Genomic DNA, 20504 nt, shown 5'->3' with positions numbered 1-20504 from the left:
TAAAAATTCCTTTATTCCAAAAAATATCCTGAAAAAATGGGCGGATTATCTGAAAATACCCACTAAAAATAGCAAAATTCACTATTGATCCGAAAATATACTAGTTAAATAAACTGGAATGTATTTGAGGTCAAGTCTATGCGTGTAATTGTGTTGGGAAGCGGTGTCATTGGGGTGACCAGCGCATATTATCTGGCGCAGCAGGGTGCAAGTGTGACGGTGCTGGATCGTCAAACCGGGCCGGCGGAAGAAACCAGCTTCGGGAATGCCGGACAGGTTTCACCGGGCTATTCAACGCCGTGGGCAGCGCCGGGGATTCCATTTAAAGCCGTGAAGTGGATGTTCCAGCATCATGCACCTTTGGCCGTGAATTTGGATGGCAGTATGTGGCAGTTACAGTGGATGGCGCAAATGCTGAAAAACTGTAATGCACAGCACTATGCTATTAATAAAGAGCGGATGGTGCGGGTAGCCGAATATAGCCGCGATTGCCTGAGACAGTTACGCCAAGACACCGGAATCAGCTATGAAAACCGCTCTAAAGGCACGCTGCAGCTGTTCCGTAAAGATACCCAGCTCGATGCCGTACAGCGTGACATTGAAGTATTAAAAGAAAGCGGTGTGGAATATGAGCTGTTAGACCGTGATGGTCTGGCACGGGTTGAACCGGCTTTGGCTGCGGCCAAGGACAAAGTGGTTGGTGGTTTGCACTTGCCTAATGATGAAACCGGCGACTGCTATCTGTTTACCAATGCGCTGGCCAAACTGGCACAGGAGATGGGTGTTGATTTCCAGTTTAACCAGAATGTAGAAAAACTGCTGGTTGAAGGCGACGAGATTAAAGGCGTGCTGGTCAATGGCAAAGTGCTGACCGCAGACCGTTATGTGCTGGCCTTTGGCAGTTATTCACGTGAATTCCTGAAACCGCTGCATCTGGACCTGCCGGTCTATCCGGTGAAAGGTTATTCGCTGACTGTGCCAATTGTCGATCCGGCCATGGCGCCACAATCAACAGTTCTGGATGAAACTTACAAGATTGCCATTACCCGTTTTGACCAGCGGATTCGTGTCGGTGGTATGGCTGAATTAAGCGGCTTTAACCTCGGTCTGAATCAGGATCGTCGTGCCACGCTGGAAATGGTCACCAAAGATTTATTCCCGGGTGGTGATTTACCGCAGGCCAGCTTCTGGACCGGTTTACGTCCAATGACGCCAGACAGCACCCCGATTATTGGTGGCACCCGCTATAAAAACCTGTTCCTGAATACCGGTCACGGGACTTTAGGCTGGACCATGGCCTGTGGTTCGGGCAAGTTAATCAGTGATCTGGTGATGCAGCAGCAACCGGAAATTAGCACTGAAGGCTTATCGTTACAGCGTTACGCTGCTTAAGGTATTGATTCAAGGAAGAACGATGTCCAGACCAATTCAGGCGGTGGTGCATCTCGATGCACTGCGCCATAACCTGCAGATTGCCCGGCAGTATGCCGGGGACAGCCAAGTTTATGCCGTGGTCAAGGCCAATGCCTATGGTCATGGCATCGAGCGGGTCTATCCGGCTTTTCAGTCCGCCGATGGCTTTGCTTTGCTAGATCTGGCCGAGGCGCTGAGATTACGCCAGCTGGGCTGGCAGGGCGATATTCTGTTGCTGGAAGGTATTTTCTGTCTGGAAGATTTATTTGTCTGTCAGCAACATTGCTTGAGCTTTAGCATTCACAGCGCCCATCAAATTGACTGGTTACAGCAGTTCCAGCGCCAGCATCCGGAAGCACGTTTTCATGTCTATCTGAAAATGAACAGTGGCATGAACCGTCTGGGTTTTGCACCCGCCACTTACCGGGACGCCTTTGCCCAGTTACAGGCACTGGAAATTGTCAGCTCTATTACCCACATGATGCATTTCTCCGATGCCGACGGCGAACGTTTTGGCGCGCCGGGCATTGACTATCAGCAGCAGTGTTTTGAACAGACCATTGCCGGCCTGCCTGGCAAGCGTTCGCTCTGTAATAGCGCGGCGCTGCTACGTCATGCGCCGGCCCTGCACAGCGATGTGATGCGTAGCGGCATCATGCTGTACGGCAGTTCTCCCGATTTTCCACAGCACACAATTCAGGACTGGAACCTGAAACCGAGCATGAGCCTGCGCAGTGAAATTATTGCTGTCCAGCAGCTGAAGGCTGGAGAAAGTATTGGCTATGGCTCCAGCTTTGTCGCCGAAAAATCCATGCGGATTGGCGTAGTGGCCTGTGGCTATGCCGATGGCTATCAGCGAATTTCTCCAAGCGGTACACCGGTACTGGTCAATTCGCAGCGCAGCCAGACGCTGGGTCGGGTCAGTATGGATATGCTGGCGGTCGATCTCAGCCATCTTCCTGACGCCGATATTGGCGCTGAAGTGGTGCTGTGGGGCTATTCCAGCAGTGGTGCCATCTTGCCGGTCGATGAGGTCAGTCAGGCAGCCGGTACCGTTGGCTATGAGCTGATGTGCGCCATCACCGCCCGGGTGCCGTTTGTGGTGCAGGCATAAAATTTTATTCAACAGGATCACAACATGAGTTCTCAAGATATTCAACGTATTCACAGCACTGAAGTGATGAGTGCGGCAACGGTATTTAATCAGGTGGTCTATCTGTCGGGTCAGATTCCGAAAACCACTGCCGGGCAGGACATCACTGCGCAAACGCAAGAAGTGCTGCAGACCATTGATACGCTGCTGGCCGAAACCAATAGCGATAAAAGCCGGATTTTATCTGCGCAACTCTTTTTAAAGAATCTGTCCGATTTCCAGACCGTGAATGCGCTCTGGATTGAATGGTTGCAGGGCCATGCCACACCGGCACGCGCCACCATTCAGGCGGAACTGGTCAACCCGGACTGGCTGATTGAAATTGCAGTGACCGCTGCACAGAAATAAGCCGTCTGGTTTGGTTTTCTCTCCCAGCCACTGACGCTGCGTACAGCCCAAGATAGGATTTGTTGGGATGTACAGGACCATCATTGCAGGATGACGTATGCACAGCCTGCGCTGATGGCAGCGTCAGGGCACAATAAGGATATTGAACATGACTTCCTCTCGTCACGATGACGTTCATTCGTCGCCACATGAATTACAACGCAAACTCTCCAACCGGCATCTGCAGTTAATTGCCATTGGCGGCGCTATTGGCACCGGACTGTTTATGGGCTCCGGCAAAACCATTGCCTTGGCTGGCCCGTCCATCCTGTTTATTTATATGATTATTGGCCTGATGTTTTTCTTCCTGATGCGCGCATTGGGTGAAATCCTGCTGTCCAATCTGCACTATAAATCCTTTATTGATATGGCGCATGAGCTGATCGGGCCGGGTGCGGGCTACTATATTGGCTGGTCCTACTGGCTGGGCTGGATTCTGGTCGGAATTGCCGATCTGGCAGCCATCATCAATTATCTCGGTTTCTGGCTGCCACCAGATACCACGTTTACTCCCATGGGGCAGGCGCTGATCAGTGTTGGTTGTGTGCTGTTTGTACTGGGACTGAATTTACTGACGGTCAAGCTGTTTGGTGAAATCGAGTTCTGGTTTGCCCTGATCAAGATTCTGGCCATCTTAGGCCTGATTGGTATTGGTGGCTATATGGTCTTTAACCAGTTTGCCGCGCCAGATGGCACCACTGCCAGTTTTCAGCATGTCTGGTCACATGGTGGTATGTTTCCACAAGGCGGTAACGGTTTTCTGGCCGGTTTCCAGATTGCGCTGTTTGCCTTTGTCGGGGTGGAGCTGCTGGGCACCATGGCGGCTGAAACCAAAGATCCGGAAAAGAATTTACCCAAAGCAGTCAATGCAATTCCGACCCGGATTATCCTGTTTTATGTGCTGTCTTTATTTGTGGTGATGTCGGTGACGCCGTGGAACCAGATTCCGGCAGACCGTAGTCCGTTTGTATCGTTGTTTTTACATGCCGGTATTCCCACCTCTGCGATTATTATGAATCTGGTGGTGTTATCTTCGGTGATGTCTTCCATGAACAGCGGTGTGTTTTCGACCAGCCGCATGCTGTTTGGCCTGGCGCGTGGCCGGCAGGCGCCACAGGCGTTGGCGACCTTGTCAAAACGGGCAGTACCGGCCAAAGGTCTGCTGTTCTCCTGTCTGTTTATTATGGCCGGTGCAGCCTTGCAGTATTTTGTGCCGAATACCGTTGAAGCCTTTACCTTGGCCAGCTCGCTGTGCGTGATTCTGTTTATTAGCATCTGGGGCATTATTATGGTGTGTTACCTGCGCTATCGTAAACTGCAGCCGCAGTTACACGCTGCTTCACGCTTTAAAATGCCGGGCGGGGTGCTGATGAGCTATGTGGTGTTGGCCTTCCTGCTGTTTGCACTGGTGATTCTCAGTCTGGAGCCGGATACGCTGAAAGCACTGCTGGTCAGTCCGTTGTGGCTGGTGATTTTAACCGTGACTTACTATGGTCTATATAAACCGCGGCTGCGTAAATACCAGCAATATGCCCAGACCGAGCAATATGCCAAGTCAGAAACCCTTCGCTAGCCCACAAAAAAGCCTCGTATCAAACGAGGCTTTTTTTATCTGTTCTTCGATGGAGCTAGAACACAGGTTTCACCACCACCAGAATCACAATTGCAAATAACAGCACTGTCGGCATTTCATTGAAAAAGCGCCAGAACTTGTGTGACTTGTAATGGGCATTGCCAATCAGTTTCAGACGGTAATAACCGCAAACCAGATGGTAAATCACCAATAATCCGACCAGTGCCACTTTCAGGTAAAACCACAAGGCATCGTGGTAGTTCCGGGTGGCATCACCCCAATCTACCAGAAAGTGGGCGGTAATTAGGGTGGCAATCATGGAAGGCCACATAATTCCGCGGTACAACTTGCGTTCCATGACTTCAAAACGCTGATGACTGACCGCATCTTCACTCATGGCATGGTAAACATATAACCGTGGCAGATAGAACAGTGCAGCGAACCAGCACACCACGGCAATAATATGTAATGCTTTTATCCATAAAAAAGCATCAGAAGGTGCATCCATCGAAAATCCTATTTAGGGATTATGCATCCCATTTCTTGAAAATCAGACAAGCGTTTACGCCGCCAAAACCAAAACTGTTACTCATCACAGTATTCAATTTTGCGTCACGTTTTTCAAGTACGATATCAAAGCCTTTCGCGCCTTCATCCAGCTCGGTCACGTTGATGTTTGGCGCAATAAAGTCGTTTTGCATCATCAGGACAGAGTAGATCGCTTCCTGTACACCGGCAGCACCCAGGCTGTGACCGGTCATAGATTTGGTCGAGCTCAGGGCTGGTACCTGGCCTTCACCAAAGGCACGTTCCATGGCTTTCAGTTCAGTCACGTCACCTGCAGGGGTAGATGTACCGTGTGTGTTCACATAGTCAATCGATTCAACACCATGCTGTTTGGCTTCATCCAGCGCCATCAGGATACAGCGTGTTGCACCTTCACCGCTTGGCGCAACCATGTCAGCACCATCCGAGTTGGCTGCATACGCGACCACTTCTGCCAGAATGTTGGCACCACGTGCTTGTGCATGTTCCAGCGATTCCAGTACCAGGAAGCCACCGCCGCCGGCAATCACGAAACCATCACGGTCTGCTGAATATGGACGAGAAGCAGTTTCTGGGGTGTCATTGTATTTGGCACACAGCGCACCCATCGCATCAAACAGCAGGCTTTGTGACCAGTGATCTTCTTCACCACCGCCAGCCAGCATAAGATCCTGTTTACCCAGTTGAATCAGGTTGTAGGCATAACCAATCGCATCGGCAGAAGTTGCACATGCGCTGGTAATCGAGTGCGCAACGCCTTGCAGTTTAAAGGCAACGCCCAGGTTGGCCGTAATGGTGTTTGACATGTTACGTGGTACAAAGAATGGGCCAATTTTACGCGCGCCTTTTTCTTCCAGTAATTCCACCATTTCAACCACAGATGCAGTCGAGTTGCCGCCTGAACCACCGGCAATACCGTAACGCGGGTTACCAGCTAAATCTTCAACTTTCAGGCCGGCATGTTCAATGGCTGCTGCCGCTGCGTTATAGGCATACATTGCACACACGCCCATGAAGCGTTTTAAACGACGGTCGATATTGTCAAAATTCTGTTCTGCAGCTGCACTGACATGGCTCTTAAAATTCAGTTCAGCATAAGTCTGGTTAAAACGTGTGCCTGAAATACCATTTTGCAAAGAGTGGGTTACATCTTCTAATGTATTACCAATGCACGAATTAATGCCCATGCCAGTGATTACAACACGTTTCATCTACAGTTCCCTTATGGTGATATTATCGGGTCCAACCCTGGAGACTGTCGGCGCAAATGCCGGTGTCCAGTGCATTTCCCAAGTTTTTCAATTGGATTCATAATAACAGAAAGAATTTTGAATTCTTATGGCAAATCCTATGTCTCTTTGGGAATGACCAGATTTGGGGAGCAGACTACGTGAACATAACCAAAAGAAACACAATAAGGTTGAGATAAACGCAGACTATACCTAGTATTTAGCAATAAATCTTAAGAAAGAAAATGAGGAGCAAGAATGACAGATTCTAATAATAAGCAATCAGGCGGATTCCTCTCGAGTGCGTTTGGAGTGGCTAAAAAGCTCAGTCATACCGGCATTGACCTGGTTCAGCATGTGGCGCCCGGTTCGACCAGTAAAGAAGAGGCGGGTAGCAGTCAGGGGCGGGTGGTGGAAGGCAGTGCCAGCCCGGTATTCGGCCGCCATTCATCGCGTTATGACAATCCGCAGCAGGTACTGAAGGCACACTTGCCACAGGTTTCACGTCAATTGCTAGGTCGTCATTATAATAAGGTCAATAATCTTGCCCATTTTGTGGCGCCTCAGTTTTCCGATAAGGTGTCGGATTACTTCTTTCACCAGCTAAATACCTTTACCTCCAATATCAGTTCGGTCGATGCAGTTCTAGATGAAGCCGGGGTGCGTGATCTAGAAGAACTGACCCAGGATGTGAACCGTTCCAAACGCATCAGCCAGGCGCTGGCAGAGCAGAATAAATGGCTGGCCTCAATTCAGGGCGCAATTACCGGGGCTACCGGCGTGATTGGAACCGCGGTAGATGTGCCGGTTTCGATGATCATGTCGTTACGTACCATCTATCAGGTTGGACGTTCGTATGGCTTTGAGCTGAATAAAGAAGAAGGCCAGGCCATTGTGCAATATATTTTCAAACAGGTCGATCTGGGCCTGATTGCCGAAAAGCAGGCGGTCTTGCTGGGCATTAAAAGCGTGCTGAACATGCTGCAAACCCATGATGTGCATCAGCTGCAGCAGCTGGTTGGTTCCAGCAATGACATGGAAGCGCTACGCAAATATCTGGTCAATGAGCAGGGCGAAATGAAATGGCAGTGGATGAACTCAATGCCGAAGTTCTCGCTGTTAAGCAAATTAACCCCGGTAGCGACAGCCTCGGTCAGTGCCGCCTACAGCTGGAAGCTGGTCGAGCATGTGCATCAGAAAGCGCAGGAAGTGTTCTCGCATGCCCGTGAATATCTCATTCAGCATAAAGGCAGTCAGCTGTCCCCGGTCGATGCCTATGAAAAAGCCGCAGCCTTATTGGCGCAAGCCGCACCGAAATTACTGGAACAGCCAGCTGCGGCTACACCGGCCGTCGATGAGCTGAAGCTGGATCAGGATATTGAGCTGCAGCAAAACAGCACCATCTCCAAGGTGAAAATCCAGAAAAAATCGGCAGAGGAAAAGCCGGAGTCGGAACAGATCGATCAGGATATCCAGCAGGGCCTAGAACAGCTGGCCGATAAAATGGTTGAACCGAATACTGCGGTAGAGCCGCAAAAACCGGCAATTCCACCGGAATCGATTGAGCCGGAACCTGAAGATGATGACGAGTTTGACGACACGCCACCGGCAGTGGAAGAGCCACCAGAAACGGAGGCTGAACCGCAAAAAGCGGAAGCTGAGAAGCCGGTAGTGAAGAAGGTTACAAAAAAGCAAAAAGCGCAATAAGGTCCTAATACCTTAAAAAGCAGTAAAATTAGCCTTTAATGCGGGAATGGTCAATATTTGCAGGTCTGTTGAATATTGACCATTTTAGTATCTTGACTTACAATTGCATGCCCTCAAAAAGTAGTAGTTTTTGGGGCTTTTTATTAACGGGAGAATTGCCACATGGCAACAACAAATCAGTTGATCCGTAAGGGTCGTACGACTTTAGTTGAAAAATCTAAAGTTCCTGCGTTGAAGGCTTGTCCACAACGTCGTGGTGTTTGTACACGTGTTTACACAACTACACCTAAAAAACCTAACTCAGCAATGCGTAAAGTTTGCCGTGTTCGCTTAACTTCAGGTTTCGAAGTTTCTAGCTATATCGGTGGTGAAGGCCATAACCTGCAAGAGCACAGTGTTGTTCTGATCCGTGGTGGTCGTGTTAAAGACTTACCAGGTGTACGTTACCATACCGTTCGTGGTTCTTTAGACTGTGCTGGCGTGAAAGATCGTAACCAGTCACGTTCTAAATACGGTACTAAACGTCCTAAGAAATAATCTTTCAAGATTAAGCTCTTAGTTCGCTAGAACTGCAATCCTTTATCGTCTCGCTTGTCTGATTTCTGCATTTATTTTGTGAATATTCAAGCGACGTATAGTAAGGCCAGCGAATGCATACGACACTTTATGCTACTGCTGGATTAACCTGAAGTGTCATATTTATAGGTAGTTTTAAAATGCCAAGACGTCGCGTAGTCGCTGCTCGTGAAATCCTTCCGGATCCTAAGTTCAGCAGCCAAACAATCGCTAAATTCATGAACCACGTAATGCAAGATGGTAAAAAATCTATTGCTGAAAGTATCGTTTACGGTGCTTTAGACCGCGTTCAAGAAAAAAACAAAGTAGACCCAGTTGAATTTTTTGAAGCTACGCTTGAAAAAGTTCGTCCTATGGTTGAAGTAAAAGCACGCCGTGTTGGTGGTGCTACTTATCAAGTTCCTATGGAAGTACGCCCATCCCGTCGTACTGCTCTAGCGATGCGTTGGTTAGTAGATGCTGCTGCTAAGCGTTCTGAAAAAACTATGGCTTTACGTCTTGCTGGTGAGTTGCTTGATGCAGCTGAAGGTAAAGGCGCAGCGGTTAAAAAACGTGAAGATGTGCACCGTATGGCTGAAGCCAACAAAGCCTTCTCTCACTACCGTTTCTAAGCGGATAAAACAGGACCTAATCAGGAGGGTGATGAATTTAGTTGTCACTAGTTTGTCATCAAAGCGCTTTAAGTTGCTATGCAGCTTAAAGCGTCCTGTTTTAAACAACAAAATTTAGGAATGCTAGAAATCATGGCACGTCAAACCCCAATTTCTCGTTACCGTAACATTGGTATCTCTGCGCACATTGACGCAGGTAAAACAACCACTTCTGAACGTATTTTGTTCTACACAGGTGAGAGCCACAAACTAGGTGAAACTCACGAAGGTTCAGCAACAACTGACTGGATGGAACAAGAGCAGGAACGTGGTATTACCATTACTTCAGCAGCTGTAACATGCTTCTGGAAAGGTATGGCTAACCAATTTGACCAACACCGTATTAACGTAATTGACACCCCAGGACACGTTGACTTCACAATTGAAGTTGAGCGTTCTATGCGTGTTCTTGACGGTGCATGTATGGTTTACTGTGCTGTAGGTGGTGTACAACCTCAGTCTGAAACTGTATGGCGTCAAGCAAACAAATATAAAGTACCTCGTTTAGCGTTCGTTAACAAAATGGACCGTACTGGTGCAAACTTCTTTCGCGTAGTTGAACAAATGAAGACACGTTTGGGTGCTAACCCAGTGCCTATCGTTGTTCCAGTGGGCGCAGAAGACACATTCACAGGTGTTGTTGACTTAATCGAAATGAAGTCAATCATCTGGGACGAAGCTTCTCAAGGTATGAAGTTTGAATACGGCGACATTCCTGCTGATCTGCAAGATACAGCTGAAGAATGGCGTACAAACATGGTTGAAGCTGCTGCTGAAGCATCAGAAGAACTCATGGACAAATACCTGGAAGAAGGCGACCTTTCTAAAGAAGAAATCGTAGCTGGTTTACGTCAACGTACATTAGCGGGTGAAATTCAACCTGCAATGTGTGGTTCTGCATTCAAAAACAAAGGTGTTCAACGTATGTTGGACGCAGTGATTGAATTCCTTCCAGCGCCTACAGACGTAGAAGCGATCAAAGGTATCCTAGACGACAAAGACGAAACCGAAGGTTCTCGTGAAGCGTCTGACGATGCTCCGTTCTCTGCGCTTGCGTTCAAAATCATGAACGACAAATTCGTAGGTAACTTAACGTTCGTACGTGTTTACTCAGGTGTTCTGAAAGCAGGTAGCCCTGTTTACAACCCAGTGAAAATGAAACGTGAACGTATTGGCCGTATCGTACAGATGCACGCAAACGACCGTCACGACATCGAAGAAATTCGTGCGGGTGACATCGCGGCGTGTGTAGGTCTTAAAGACACGACTACGGGTGATACACTGTGTGACGAAAACAACGTAATCACACTTGAGCGTATGGAATTCCCAGAGCCAGTAATTCAATTGGCTGTTGAACCTAAGACCAAAGCTGACCAAGAAAAAATGTCAGTTGCGCTTGGCCGTTTAGCGAAAGAAGATCCATCGTTCCGCGTATTCACAGACGAAGAATCTGGTCAGACTATCATCGCTGGTATGGGTGAGCTTCACCTTGACATCATCGTTGACCGTATGAAGCGTGAATTCAACGTTGAAGCGAACATTGGTAAACCAATGGTTGCTTACCGTGAAACGATCAAGAAATCAATCGAACAAGAAGGTAAATTCGTTCGTCAAACTGGTGGTAAAGGTAAATTCGGTCACGTATACGTACGTTTAGAACCGCTTGATCCTGAAACTGGTAAAGACTACGAGTTCGCTGAAGAAGTTGTTGGTGGTGTAGTACCTAAAGAATTCTTCGGTGCGGTTGACAAAGGTATCCAAGAACGTATGAAGAATGGTGTCCTTGCTGGTTACCCAGTTGTTGGCATCAAAGCAACATTGTTCGACGGTTCTTACCACGATGTCGACTCTGACGAATTGTCGTTCAAAATGGCGGGTTCTTACGCATTCCGTGACGGTTTCATGAAAGCAGATCCTGTTCTTCTTGAACCTATCATGAAAGTTGAAGTAGAAACTCCAGAAGACTACATGGGCGATATCATGGGTGACTTAAACCGTCGTCGTGGTATGGTTCAAGGTATGGACGATTTACCTGGCGGTACTAAAGCAATCCGTGCTGAAGTTCCACTGGCTGAGATGTTCGGTTACGCGACTCAAATGCGTTCTATGTCTCAAGGTCGTGCGACTTACTCTATGGAATTTGCTAAATACGCTGAAACTCCACGTAACGTGGCGGAAGGCATCATCGCTAAATTCCAGTCTGGCGGTAAAAAAGGTGACGACGAGTAATCTTTCGATTACTATATTGCCTAACTAATTTTATAGTTAAAATCTAATGCTCATGCAGTGATCCTGCATGAGTAATCTACAAAGGAAGATGAACATGGCTAAGGCTAAGTTTGAACGTAATAAGCCACACGTTAACGTGGGCACAATCGGTCACGTTGACCATGGTAAAACAACTTTAACAGCTGCAATTGCAACTGTATGTGCGAAGAAATTCGGTGGTGAAGCGAAAGATTACGCTGCAATCGACTCTGCTCCAGAAGAAAAAGCACGTGGTATTACAATTAACACTTCTCACGTAGAATACGATTCTCCAACTCGTCACTACGCTCACGTTGACTGCCCAGGTCACGCCGACTATGTTAAAAACATGATCACTGGTGCTGCTCAGATGGACGGTGCGATCCTTGTTTGTTCAGCGACTGATGGTCCAATGCCACAAACTCGTGAACACATCCTTCTTTCTCGTCAGGTAGGTGTACCTTACATCATCGTATTCTTAAACAAATGCGATATCGTAGACGACGAAGAGTTAATCGAATTAGTTGAAATGGAAGTTCGTGAACTTCTTTCTACTTACGACTTCCCAGGCGATGACACTCCAGTAATCCGTGGTTCTGCTCTTGCAGCACTTAACGGTGAATCAGGTCAATATGGCGAAGACGCTGTTGTTGCTCTTGTTGAAGCACTTGACTCTTACATTCCAGAGCCAGTACGTGCAATCGACCAAGCATTCTTGATGCCAATCGAGGACGTATTCTCTATTTCTGGTCGTGGTACAGTTGTAACTGGCCGTGTAGAAACTGGTATCGTTAAAGTAGGTGAAGAAGTTGAAATCGTGGGTATCAAAGATACAGCGAAAACAACTGTTACTGGCGTTGAAATGTTCCGTAAGCTTCTTGACGAAGGTCGTGCTGGCGAGAACTGTGGTGTTCTTCTACGTGGTACTAAGCGTGAAGAAGTTCAACGTGGTCAAGTACTTGCTAAACCAGGTTCAATCAAGCCGCACACTAAATTCGACGCAGAAGTATACGTACTTTCTAAAGACGAAGGTGGCCGTCACACTCCATTCTTAAATGGTTACCGTCCACAGTTCTACTTCCGTACTACGGACGTAACTGGTGCGATCCAGCTGAAAGAAGGCGTTGAAATGGTTATGCCAGGTGACAACGTTGAAATGTCAGTAGAATTAATCCACCCAATCGCAATGGACGCTGGCTTACGATTCGCGATCCGTGAAGGTGGCCGTACTGTAGGTGCTGGTGTAGTTTCTAAAGTAACTGCATAATCACTTCTATAGTGTGAAAAAAGCGTCCCTTTGGGACGCTTTTTTTATCTCTGCAGATTAAATTGTCTGACAATTTAATTGTAAGCTGTCCTAAACTGATATTCGCCTGACCTTAACTGCACTTATCCCCATATCAGAACCACGTAAGATAAAGCTGAAGAAAATAAATAAAAGTTTCAGGTGAGACGCTTCACTTGAAAGGAGTTGAGGTCATGAATGCTAAAGTAAATATTACCAACCGCGCAGGTGCCAGTTTCCCGGTACGTCGTATGGCGTTTGAGTTTGATCAGGTTCCAGAATATTGGATGCAAGGTTCGGCTGGCCTGACGCATTTTATGACTGCTTTATCCGCCTTGTTTCCAGCCGGTGAAAAATTCTTTATTGATAGTGTACGTGCGGTGCGTTATCACCCGGCGATTAAAGATAATCAGGAACTGCAAAAAGAAATTTCAGCCTTTATTGGCCAGGAAGCCATGCATACCCAGGAGCATGTTGGCTTTAATGCCTCGGCACAAAAATATGGCCATGATGTAGAACGTTTAGACCGTTATACCGATAAAGTGATTCAAGGCGCGCGTAAGGTATTTGCCGGTGTTGGTAAGCCCTTTGGCATCACTCAGGAAATGGTTGATTTGACCGCAACCACCGCACTGGAACATTTTACCGCGACTATTGCCACCCAGTTGCTACGTAATTCGCATATTCAGGAACTGATGAGCGATGACACCATGAAAACCATGTGGCTGTGGCATGCGATTGAAGAAAACGAGCATAAAGCGGTAGCTTATGATGTGTTTGAGGGTGTATTCGGCCAAGGCACCAAAGCCTATTTACTGCGCACCAGCTCACTGGTTGCCGCCATGCTGACCTTATTTGTGGTGCAAAACTATTTCCTGTTCCGTCTGTTAAAAGAAGACAAACAGCTAAATCTGGAGGCGTTCAAGGCCATTTATACCTATGCTTATAGTCCCTCTAAGGGCATTATTACCGGTATGGGCCGTGAGATGCTGGCATATTTCCGCCCGGGCTTTCATCCGAACGATTTAGATACCGTCAGTCTGCTGGACACATGGAAAGCCAAATTGGGCTTCTAACGGTGTTGACTCTTGGGGGCAATGAAAATTGCCCTTTTTTTTGCTCGATTTTTTATCCAGAGCTCTTATAATGCGAACTTTGTTTTGACCGATGATGAACGAAGATGATTCGTTTAATGCAACACGCTGATATTCATAGTGTATTTAACATTGAGCAACAGGTACAAAGCCATCCCTGGAGCTTGAAACAGTTTGCTGAAGCGGTAGACAGCTATCAATGTACCGTAATCGAGCAGCAAGGACAGCTGGTCGGGTTCTGTATTTTGCAGCCGGTGCTGGATGAAGCCAACCTGTTGCTGATGGCGGTTGCGCCTGACCAGCAGGGGAAGGGGCTGGGTTATCAGCTGCTGGAGCATTCGATTGAGCAGTTGCCGAATCAGCCGGTACAAATTTTTCTGGAAGTGCGTGAAAGCAATACCGCGGCTATCCGTCTGTATGAAAAAGCTGGCTTTCATCAGATTGATGTGCGCAAAAATTATTATCCAAATCCGGATGGCACACGTGAACATGCGGTTATTATGGTTAAAGCCTGTAGTGATGATTTTGCCGCGCTCTTCTCATCACCTTAATTTTTAAAATTATTGGGTTTTATTTGATAATCGAATTATTCCAACCACTGGGCAGGGTGGTCATGAGAGAGTTTCCCAATTGCCGGATTTCTTCGCTGCTTAAGCTGCGATTGAGCCGGCGCCATTGGCCATCAATCAGCAATTCCAGCGGTACATACTGCGATTTATAATTCATTTTATTGGAATGCGGCACCCAATAGCCTAAATAAACATAAGGCAGTCCGAGTTTCTGGGTGTGTTCAATCTGCTTTAAGATCGCAAATACGCCCAAGGAGCGGCGGTTTTCATCCGGATCAAAGAAGGTATACACCGCAGACAGGCCATCATCGAGCAGGTCGCAGGTCGAGACCGCAATTAGCCGGTCTTGGTGCCAAAGCTCTAAAAAGAAACTGTCGGTGCAGCTGTGCACCAGAAATTTTTCAAACTGATCCTGACTTGGCGGATACATATCGCCATCGGCATGGCGTTCATTAATATAACGCTCATACAGCGCATAATGCTGTTCATTGGCTTCTTGGGTAGAGCGGATGGTGACGTGCAGGTCCTGATTGCGTTTCCAGGCTTTTTTCTGGGTGCTGTTCATTTGAAATTCGTGTACCGGCACGCGCGAAGACAGACATTGACGGCATAAATGGCATTCCGGCCGATAGACAAAGTCACCGCTACGACGAAAGCCCATGCGTGACAGTTCAGACAGGGTCACCACATCAATCCGGTGCGCCGGATCTAAAAACACCATGCGAGCAGATTTATCATCCAGATAACTGCAGTTATGCGGCGGCGTAATATAATATTGTAATTCGTTGAGCAGGGATTTCGGTTGATATGAATTCATGGCAATCCCTCTTTATTTATTCATCCAGTGAGTCGTTTTGCGCTATTGTTTTACTTGAAAATACACCCTCCTGGTATTTTTTCCAATCTATCGCCGGCTGTTTTACAACATCTTGTAACGATTTTAAGTATGCTTGGCGAGTTATTGTACAGGCGCCCAGACTTAATAGATGGTCATTGACCAGCTGGCAGTCAATCCAGGGCAGGGCGTTGTCGCGGCCAATCAGCATTAAGGTATAAAACGCCATTTTAGAGACATCTGTGCGCTGGCTAAACATTGACTCGCCAAAGCAGCCGCGGCCAATGGTGACGCCATACAAACCACCGACCAGCGCATCCTGCTCCCAGACTTCGACACTATAGCCATAACCGGCCTCAAACAGGTCAATATAGCCCTGAATGATGTCTTCGGAAATCCAGGTGTCATTGGCATAGGCCCGTGGCAGCGAACAACAGCGAATCACCCGTTCAAAGGCCTGATTGATGCTAATCCGGTAATCACCTTTTTTCATGTTACGCAGCAGTGACTTGCTTGGATGATAATCCTGAGGGCGGATAATGCAGCGCGGCTCGGGACTCCACCAGCAAATCGGATCACCTTCGGAAAACCACGGAAACAGGCCATGGGTATAAGCTTCAAACAGGGTTGAGGGGGACAGGTCTGCACCAATACAAATCAGTCCTTCACCCTGTGGATCAGCTTCATCAGGATGGGGGAAAATAAATTGTGAGGGTGCAAGTGCGGTCATACAGCTACTCTGAATCGAAACAGATCTCTATCATACATAAAAAAGCCGCCCGGATTGGGCGGCTCGTGCTTTAGGCAAAATTATTCACCTAGGGCATCCAGATATTTTTCAGCATCTAGGGCTGCCATACAGCCTGAACCAGCTGATGTAATCGCTTGACGATAGACGCTGTCTGCCACGTCACCGGCTGCGAATACGCCCGGTACAGAGGTTTGGGTTGCGTTACCGGCAGTACCACTTTGAACCTGAATATAACCATCACGCAGGTTTAACTGGCCTTCGAACATACCCGTATTTGGCTTGTGACCAATCGCCACGAACATACCAGATACATCTACATTCTGGGTTGAACCATCGACAGTAGATTTCAAACGTACGGCAGTCACACCAGATTGTGCATCACCCAGGACTTCATCGACCTGGTTGTTCCAGAGAATACTGATTTTGCCTTCTTTTTCTTTGGCAAAAATATGATCTTGCAGAATTTTCTCTGAACGCAGGCTGTCACGGCGGTGTACCAGGGTCACGTGAGAGGCGATATTGGAAAGATACAGCGCTTCTTCAACTGCGGTATTACCACCACCGACTACCATCACGTTCTGGTTTTTGTAGAAGAAACCATCACAGGTAGCACAGGCACTAACGCCTTGGCCCATGAATTTGGCTTCAGATTCCAGACCGAGGTATTGAGCCGTAGCACCGGTGGCAATAATTAAGGCATCACAGGTGAACTCTTCCATATCGCCTTTAAGGACGAATGGACGCACACTTAAATCGACTTCATTGATATGGTCATAGACAATTTCGGTCCCGAAACGTTCTGCATGGGCCTGCATACGTTCCATGAGCACTGGTCCTGTCAGACCTTCCGGATCACCCGGCCAGTTATCTACTTCTGTTGTCGTCGTAAGTTGACCACCGAGTTGTAAACCTGCAATTAAGGTCGGTTTTAAATTGGCACGTGCAGCATAAACGGCAGCACTATAACCTGCAGGTCCTGAACCTAAAATAATCAAACGTGAATGACGAGCACCCATCTGTAGCATCCTTTTATTATTGAGCAATTTATGGAATTATACGTGAAACTGTATAACAGTTGTGTGAGATTCAGTGGATATTATTGATCATAGAAATCGATTTAAGCTATATAGAAAAAGTTAACAACTGACTTCAATAATCTTGCATCTTTTTTGCTGCAACAGGTGCATAATATCTATTTTATGGCCACGCCAAACTGGCGGGTTGCACAAGAACATTTATGAAAAATTGGTTACAGGACAGTATATGACTGCGGTGTCGGGTGCTTATGCACAGCGCTTAATAATGACATTATTTTTGGTCTCATTCGGGATTTATCTGTTCCTTGCGACAGTCACCTATACCCCTTTTGATCCGGGCTGGATGCATTTGTCTAGTGATACCCAGCAGGTGTCCAATGCCAGCGGGGTCGCCGGCGCATGGATTGCCGACCTGTTGTTCGGCTTTTTGGGCTGGGCCAGTCTGCTGATTCCGCTGTACCTGTTTATTGAAGCCATTCAGGTGTGGTGGCCGCGCAGTTTCCTGAACCGTCCTTTCCGTTATGCGGCGCAGTTCTTTATTTTGCTGGCCACTGCCAGTCTGTTGTATTTGTTCTGGCAAGTGCCGGCCGATACACTGGAAAATGCTTCTGGCGGGATTATTGGGTATGAACTGGGGCAGAGCCTGTCGCAGCTGCTCACTATTTATGGTGCAGCTTTTTTCCTGCTGGTGTTCTGGGGTGTCCTGTTTACACTGGCCTTTGGGATTAAATGGAACCGGACCTGGGTGACTTTAAAAGCCACGCCAGCTTATTTACAAGACCTGTTTTACCGTGATGTGCCTAAAGCTGATCAACCGGCACCGGTCGTTAAAAAAACAGTGGTGGCCGCTGCACCGGCTGCAGCCGAAGTGGTTACGCCGGCACCAGAACATCGTGAAGTCGAAGAAGCTCCGGTGGCACCAGCGGTGTCCCGTCATGAACAGGTGGCCGAGCGTCTGTTTGATGATATGGTCGAGCGTGAACAGCAGCGTTCTGCAGAGCAGGATCTGCTGGATGAAGAAGAGCAGGTCTTTGAGCAGACGGTCGAAAAAGCCCATCGCCTGACCCAGGACAGTCAGCGTGTGGTGGCAACCGGTGAAGTCTGGCGTGCGCTGAATGATGATGCTGACCAGAAGCACAGTCAGGATATTCATGAGCTGTTACGTGCTTCTCAGGATCAGATTCCGCACGCACCGAAAGATCATTTTAATGCAGTGGTCCAGCCCGTGCATGATGCACCGCCTGCATCGAATACGCCGCAGTCTAATATTGACTGGGATGATGACGAAATCTTTGACGAATTGCTGGCTGCTGTACCGAATGGGAAAGCTGCTCAGGATCTGCATAGTCCATTTAATAGTCAGTCGCAGCCTGAACCTGCACCGCACATCCAGCCGGTGCCAGACGTACAAGCGGTTGAAATGCCATCGGCTGCCACAGCGCAGTATGCAAGCCCGAAAAACCGTCTGAGTGATGAAGAATTTGAAGGGCTGGATGATCTGCTGGTTGATGATCTGAAGCCAGAAGCACCTGCCCCAAGAACTACCAGCAGTTATGCGCAGTCTTCGGCTTTTGTACAGGCGCCTATTCAGCATCAGGCTGCGGTAAGTGCCACAGCGGCTGCACCAGTGGTCAATGACGCGGTGAAAGAAGCCCTATCGAAAGAAGAATTCATTGAGGCGTGGCATGAAACTGCCGGCAAACCGCAAGAAGAAGATGAATTTAACTTTGATGCGCCATTAACCGATGCCATGGGCCGTCCAATGTCGCGTGCCATGCAGGTCGCAGAGAAACGTCGTGATTTATCACCATTGCCGGGTCTGGAGCTACTGGATAAGGTCGATCCAAATAAAAAGGTCAACTTCACCGCAGAGCAGCTGGAGCGTTTATCTGAACTGCTGGAAATCAAGCTGCAGGAATTTAATGTCAAAGCCAAAGTGGTGGAAGCGCAGCCGGGACCGGTAGTTACACGTTTTGAGCTGGATCTGGCGCCGGGGGTAAAAGCCTCGAAAGTCACCAATATTTCCCGTGACCTGGCCCGTTCCATGTCGATGGCTTCGGTGCGTGTGGTCGAGGTGATTCCGGGCAAACCGTATATCGGTATTGAGGTGCCAAACAGTACCCGCGAAATGGTGCGTCTGATTGAGCTGGTGCAAACCCCGAAATTTGAAGATCAGGATGGCATCCTGTCGATGGCGATGGGTAAAGATATTTCTGGTAATCCGGTGATTACTGAACTGGGCAAAGCGCCGCATATGCTGGTTGCGGGGACCACCGGTTCGGGTAAATCGGTGGCGGTGAACTCGATGATTCTGTCGATGTTGCTTAAATACAAGCCGGATCAACTGCGTTTAATTCTGATTGACCCGAAACAGCTGGAACTGGCCAACTATAACGATATTCCACATTTGTTAACGCCGGTGGTAACTGACATGAAAGATGCGGTCAGCGCCCTGAACTGGTGTGTCAATGAAATGGAACGCCGTTATAAGCTGATGTCATTCCTGAAAATCCGTAAACTCAGCGACTATAACCGCAAAGTCGAAGAAGCCCTAGCCAATGGCGAGGACCTGATTGATCCGACCTGGAAACCGGGCGATTCAGCAACCCAGGAACGTGCACCGCGCTTGACGCCGTTACCATCAATTGTGATTGTGGCGGATGAGTTTGCCGACATGATTATGCAGGTCGGTAAAAAAGCCGAAGAAATGATTACCCGTCTGGCGCAGAAATCACGTGCAGCTGGGATTCACTTATTGCTGGCTACCCAGCGTCCATCGGTGGATGTCATTACCGGTCTGATCAAGGCCAACATCCCGACTCGCGTGGCCTTGCGCGTGAACTCAAAAATTGACTCACGGACTATTCTGGATGCTGGCGGGGCAGAAGACCTGCTCGGTCATGGTGACATGCTGTTCCTTGGACCAGGTAAAATTGAACCGGAACGTGTGCATGGTGCCTTTATTTCCGATGATGAAGTCAACCGGATTTGTGATGCCTGGCGTGAACGGGGTTCACCGGATTATGTCGATGAAATTCTGACTCCATTTGATGAAGAACCAGCGTCACGTGGTTTTGAAGATGGTGGTGATGGCGGCTCAGACCGTGATGCGCTGTATGACCAGTGTGTGGCCTTTGTGCTGGAAACCCGTAAAGTATCGGTATCGTCTTTACAGCGTAAGTTTAGCCTCGGTTATAACCGTGCGGCGCGTATTGTCGATCAGATGCAGGAGCAGGGTATTGTCAGTGAACAGGGTCCGAACGGCAAGCGTGAAATTCTGGTTTAAGCTGTTCTCGATCTTTATAAACAAAGCCCACCAATAGGTGTAATGCCAGTCAGTTAAGCAAATATTAGAAAAATGTAGTAAAAATGAGTGTATGTAAATACGCTCATTTTTTTATGTCTTTATCTGAACATTTAGAATCCACTCTGGAACATGCTCTCCCATCACT

General features: G+C 48.0%; 17 protein-coding genes. 12 read left to right on the top strand and 5 right to left on the bottom strand.

Going from position 1 to position 20504, the window contains the following annotated elements:
• Positions 1-138: 138 nt before the first annotated feature.
• From FTT68_RS12605 to FTT68_RS12590, 4 genes are all read left to right on the top strand, one after another.
• Positions 139-1392, top strand: a complete 1254-nt coding sequence (locus FTT68_RS12605; RefSeq protein ID WP_180056348.1) for a D-amino acid dehydrogenase — start codon at positions 139-141, stop codon at positions 1390-1392.
• 22 nt (positions 1393-1414) lie between these two features.
• On the top strand, positions 1415-2527 hold the full coding sequence (gene alr, locus FTT68_RS12600; protein ID WP_180175406.1) for an alanine racemase: 1113 nt from the start codon (positions 1415-1417) through the stop codon (positions 2525-2527).
• 24 nt (positions 2528-2551) lie between these two features.
• Positions 2552-2914 carry a RidA family protein gene (locus tag FTT68_RS12595; RefSeq protein ID WP_005179861.1) on the top strand — a complete coding sequence of 121 codons (363 nt, stop codon included), beginning with the start codon at positions 2552-2554 and terminating at the stop codon, positions 2912-2914.
• A gap of 148 nt (positions 2915-3062) precedes the next feature.
• Positions 3063-4526, top strand: coding sequence for an amino acid permease (locus tag FTT68_RS12590; RefSeq protein WP_016659472.1), 1464 nt, complete (start codon positions 3063-3065; stop codon positions 4524-4526).
• Between the two features lie 55 nt (positions 4527-4581).
• On the opposite strand, the gene FTT68_RS12585 is transcribed toward FTT68_RS12590, so the two are convergent.
• Both FTT68_RS12585 and FTT68_RS12580 read right to left on the bottom strand, forming a co-directional pair.
• Complete coding sequence (locus FTT68_RS12585; RefSeq protein ID WP_180056352.1) at positions 4582-5034, bottom strand: CopD family protein; 453 nt, start codon at positions 5032-5034, stop codon at positions 4582-4584.
• A 19-nt stretch (positions 5035-5053) separates the two neighbouring features.
• On the bottom strand, positions 5054-6283 hold the full coding sequence (locus tag FTT68_RS12580; protein WP_005179853.1) for a beta-ketoacyl synthase N-terminal-like domain-containing protein: 1230 nt from the start codon (positions 6281-6283) through the stop codon (positions 5054-5056).
• A gap of 276 nt (positions 6284-6559) precedes the next feature.
• On the opposite strand from FTT68_RS12580, the gene FTT68_RS12575 reads away from it, so the two are divergent.
• The 7 genes from FTT68_RS12575 (at position 6560) to rimI (ending at position 14411) form a co-directional block, all read left to right on the top strand.
• Positions 6560-8008: an EcsC family protein gene (locus FTT68_RS12575; RefSeq protein WP_168400280.1), complete on the top strand. Its 1449-nt coding sequence runs from the start codon at positions 6560-6562 to the stop codon at positions 8006-8008.
• 162 nt (positions 8009-8170) lie between these two features.
• Complete coding sequence (rpsL, locus tag FTT68_RS12570; protein WP_002050319.1) at positions 8171-8545, top strand: 30S ribosomal protein S12; 375 nt, start codon at positions 8171-8173, stop codon at positions 8543-8545.
• Positions 8546-8724: 179 nt separating this feature from the next.
• On the top strand, positions 8725-9195 hold the full coding sequence (gene rpsG, locus FTT68_RS12565; RefSeq protein WP_005179845.1) for a 30S ribosomal protein S7: 471 nt from the start codon (positions 8725-8727) through the stop codon (positions 9193-9195).
• A 132-nt stretch (positions 9196-9327) separates the two neighbouring features.
• A complete protein-coding gene (gene fusA / locus FTT68_RS12560; RefSeq protein WP_104490194.1) occupies positions 9328-11463 on the top strand; it encodes an elongation factor G in 2136 nt (711 codons plus the stop codon).
• 94 nt (positions 11464-11557) lie between these two features.
• On the top strand, positions 11558-12748 hold the full coding sequence (gene tuf, locus FTT68_RS12555; RefSeq protein ID WP_160232602.1) for an elongation factor Tu: 1191 nt from the start codon (positions 11558-11560) through the stop codon (positions 12746-12748).
• A gap of 212 nt (positions 12749-12960) precedes the next feature.
• Positions 12961-13842 (top strand): metal-dependent hydrolase, encoded by an 882-nt coding sequence (locus FTT68_RS12550; RefSeq protein WP_045796116.1) that lies wholly within the window; start codon positions 12961-12963, stop codon positions 13840-13842.
• A 104-nt stretch (positions 13843-13946) separates the two neighbouring features.
• On the top strand, positions 13947-14411 hold the full coding sequence (gene rimI, locus FTT68_RS12545) for a ribosomal protein S18-alanine N-acetyltransferase (protein ID WP_160242862.1): 465 nt from the start codon (positions 13947-13949) through the stop codon (positions 14409-14411).
• A 19-nt stretch (positions 14412-14430) separates the two neighbouring features.
• Here the strand turns inward: rimI and FTT68_RS12540 are convergent, their stop codons facing one another.
• The 3 genes from FTT68_RS12540 to trxB all read right to left on the bottom strand — a co-directional run bounded on the left by FTT68_RS12540 (position 14431) and on the right by trxB (position 17031).
• A complete protein-coding gene (locus FTT68_RS12540; protein ID WP_005179833.1) occupies positions 14431-15246 on the bottom strand; it encodes an arginyltransferase in 816 nt (271 codons plus the stop codon).
• Between the two features lie 16 nt (positions 15247-15262).
• Positions 15263-15994 carry a leucyl/phenylalanyl-tRNA--protein transferase gene (gene aat / locus FTT68_RS12535; protein ID WP_075175161.1) on the bottom strand — a complete coding sequence of 244 codons (732 nt, stop codon included), beginning with the start codon at positions 15992-15994 and terminating at the stop codon, positions 15263-15265.
• An 80-nt stretch (positions 15995-16074) separates the two neighbouring features.
• Positions 16075-17031, bottom strand: a complete 957-nt coding sequence (gene trxB / locus FTT68_RS12530; protein WP_104472558.1) for a thioredoxin-disulfide reductase — start codon at positions 17029-17031, stop codon at positions 16075-16077.
• 247 nt (positions 17032-17278) lie between these two features.
• Between trxB and FTT68_RS12525 the strand changes: the two genes are divergently transcribed.
• Positions 17279-20338: a DNA translocase FtsK gene (locus tag FTT68_RS12525; RefSeq protein WP_180056360.1), complete on the top strand. Its 3060-nt coding sequence runs from the start codon at positions 17279-17281 to the stop codon at positions 20336-20338.
• The last annotated feature ends 166 nt before the right edge of the window (positions 20339-20504 follow it).

Source organism: Acinetobacter sp. Q85-2 (assembly GCF_013420555.1).
In the GTDB taxonomy this organism is placed as follows: domain Bacteria; phylum Pseudomonadota; class Gammaproteobacteria; order Pseudomonadales; family Moraxellaceae; genus Acinetobacter; species Acinetobacter indicus.
Note: the sequence above shows the minus strand (reverse complement) of the source record. Positions and strands in the feature narration are given on the sequence as shown.

Excerpts from the sequence above, each read along its gene's own strand:
- alr (WP_180175406.1), top strand. The coding sequence starts at position 1,415 with ATGTCCAGACCAATTCAGGCGGTGGTGCATCTCGATGCACTGCGCCAT.
- rimI (WP_160242862.1), top strand. The coding sequence starts at position 13,947 with ATGATTCGTTTAATGCAACACGCTGATATTCATAGTGTATTTAACATT.
- rpsL (WP_002050319.1), top strand. The coding sequence starts at position 8,171 with ATGGCAACAACAAATCAGTTGATCCGTAAGGGTCGTACGACTTTAGTT.
- trxB (WP_104472558.1), bottom strand. The coding sequence starts at position 17,031 with ATGGGTGCTCGTCATTCACGTTTGATTATTTTAGGTTCAGGACCTGCA.
- FTT68_RS12575 (WP_168400280.1), top strand. The coding sequence starts at position 6,560 with ATGACAGATTCTAATAATAAGCAATCAGGCGGATTCCTCTCGAGTGCG.
- FTT68_RS12525 (WP_180056360.1), top strand. The coding sequence starts at position 17,279 with ATGACTGCGGTGTCGGGTGCTTATGCACAGCGCTTAATAATGACATTA.
- aat (WP_075175161.1), bottom strand. The coding sequence starts at position 15,994 with ATGACCGCACTTGCACCCTCACAATTTATTTTCCCCCATCCTGATGAA.
- FTT68_RS12595 (WP_005179861.1), top strand. The coding sequence starts at position 2,552 with ATGAGTTCTCAAGATATTCAACGTATTCACAGCACTGAAGTGATGAGT.
- FTT68_RS12580 (WP_005179853.1), bottom strand. The coding sequence starts at position 6,283 with ATGAAACGTGTTGTAATCACTGGCATGGGCATTAATTCGTGCATTGGT.
- FTT68_RS12540 (WP_005179833.1), bottom strand. The coding sequence starts at position 15,246 with ATGAATTCATATCAACCGAAATCCCTGCTCAACGAATTACAATATTAT.
- rpsG (WP_005179845.1), top strand. The coding sequence starts at position 8,725 with ATGCCAAGACGTCGCGTAGTCGCTGCTCGTGAAATCCTTCCGGATCCT.
- fusA (WP_104490194.1), top strand. The coding sequence starts at position 9,328 with ATGGCACGTCAAACCCCAATTTCTCGTTACCGTAACATTGGTATCTCT.
- FTT68_RS12590 (WP_016659472.1), top strand. The coding sequence starts at position 3,063 with ATGACTTCCTCTCGTCACGATGACGTTCATTCGTCGCCACATGAATTA.
- FTT68_RS12585 (WP_180056352.1), bottom strand. The coding sequence starts at position 5,034 with ATGGATGCACCTTCTGATGCTTTTTTATGGATAAAAGCATTACATATT.
- tuf (WP_160232602.1), top strand. The coding sequence starts at position 11,558 with ATGGCTAAGGCTAAGTTTGAACGTAATAAGCCACACGTTAACGTGGGC.
- FTT68_RS12550 (WP_045796116.1), top strand. The coding sequence starts at position 12,961 with ATGAATGCTAAAGTAAATATTACCAACCGCGCAGGTGCCAGTTTCCCG.
- FTT68_RS12605 (WP_180056348.1), top strand. The coding sequence starts at position 139 with ATGCGTGTAATTGTGTTGGGAAGCGGTGTCATTGGGGTGACCAGCGCA.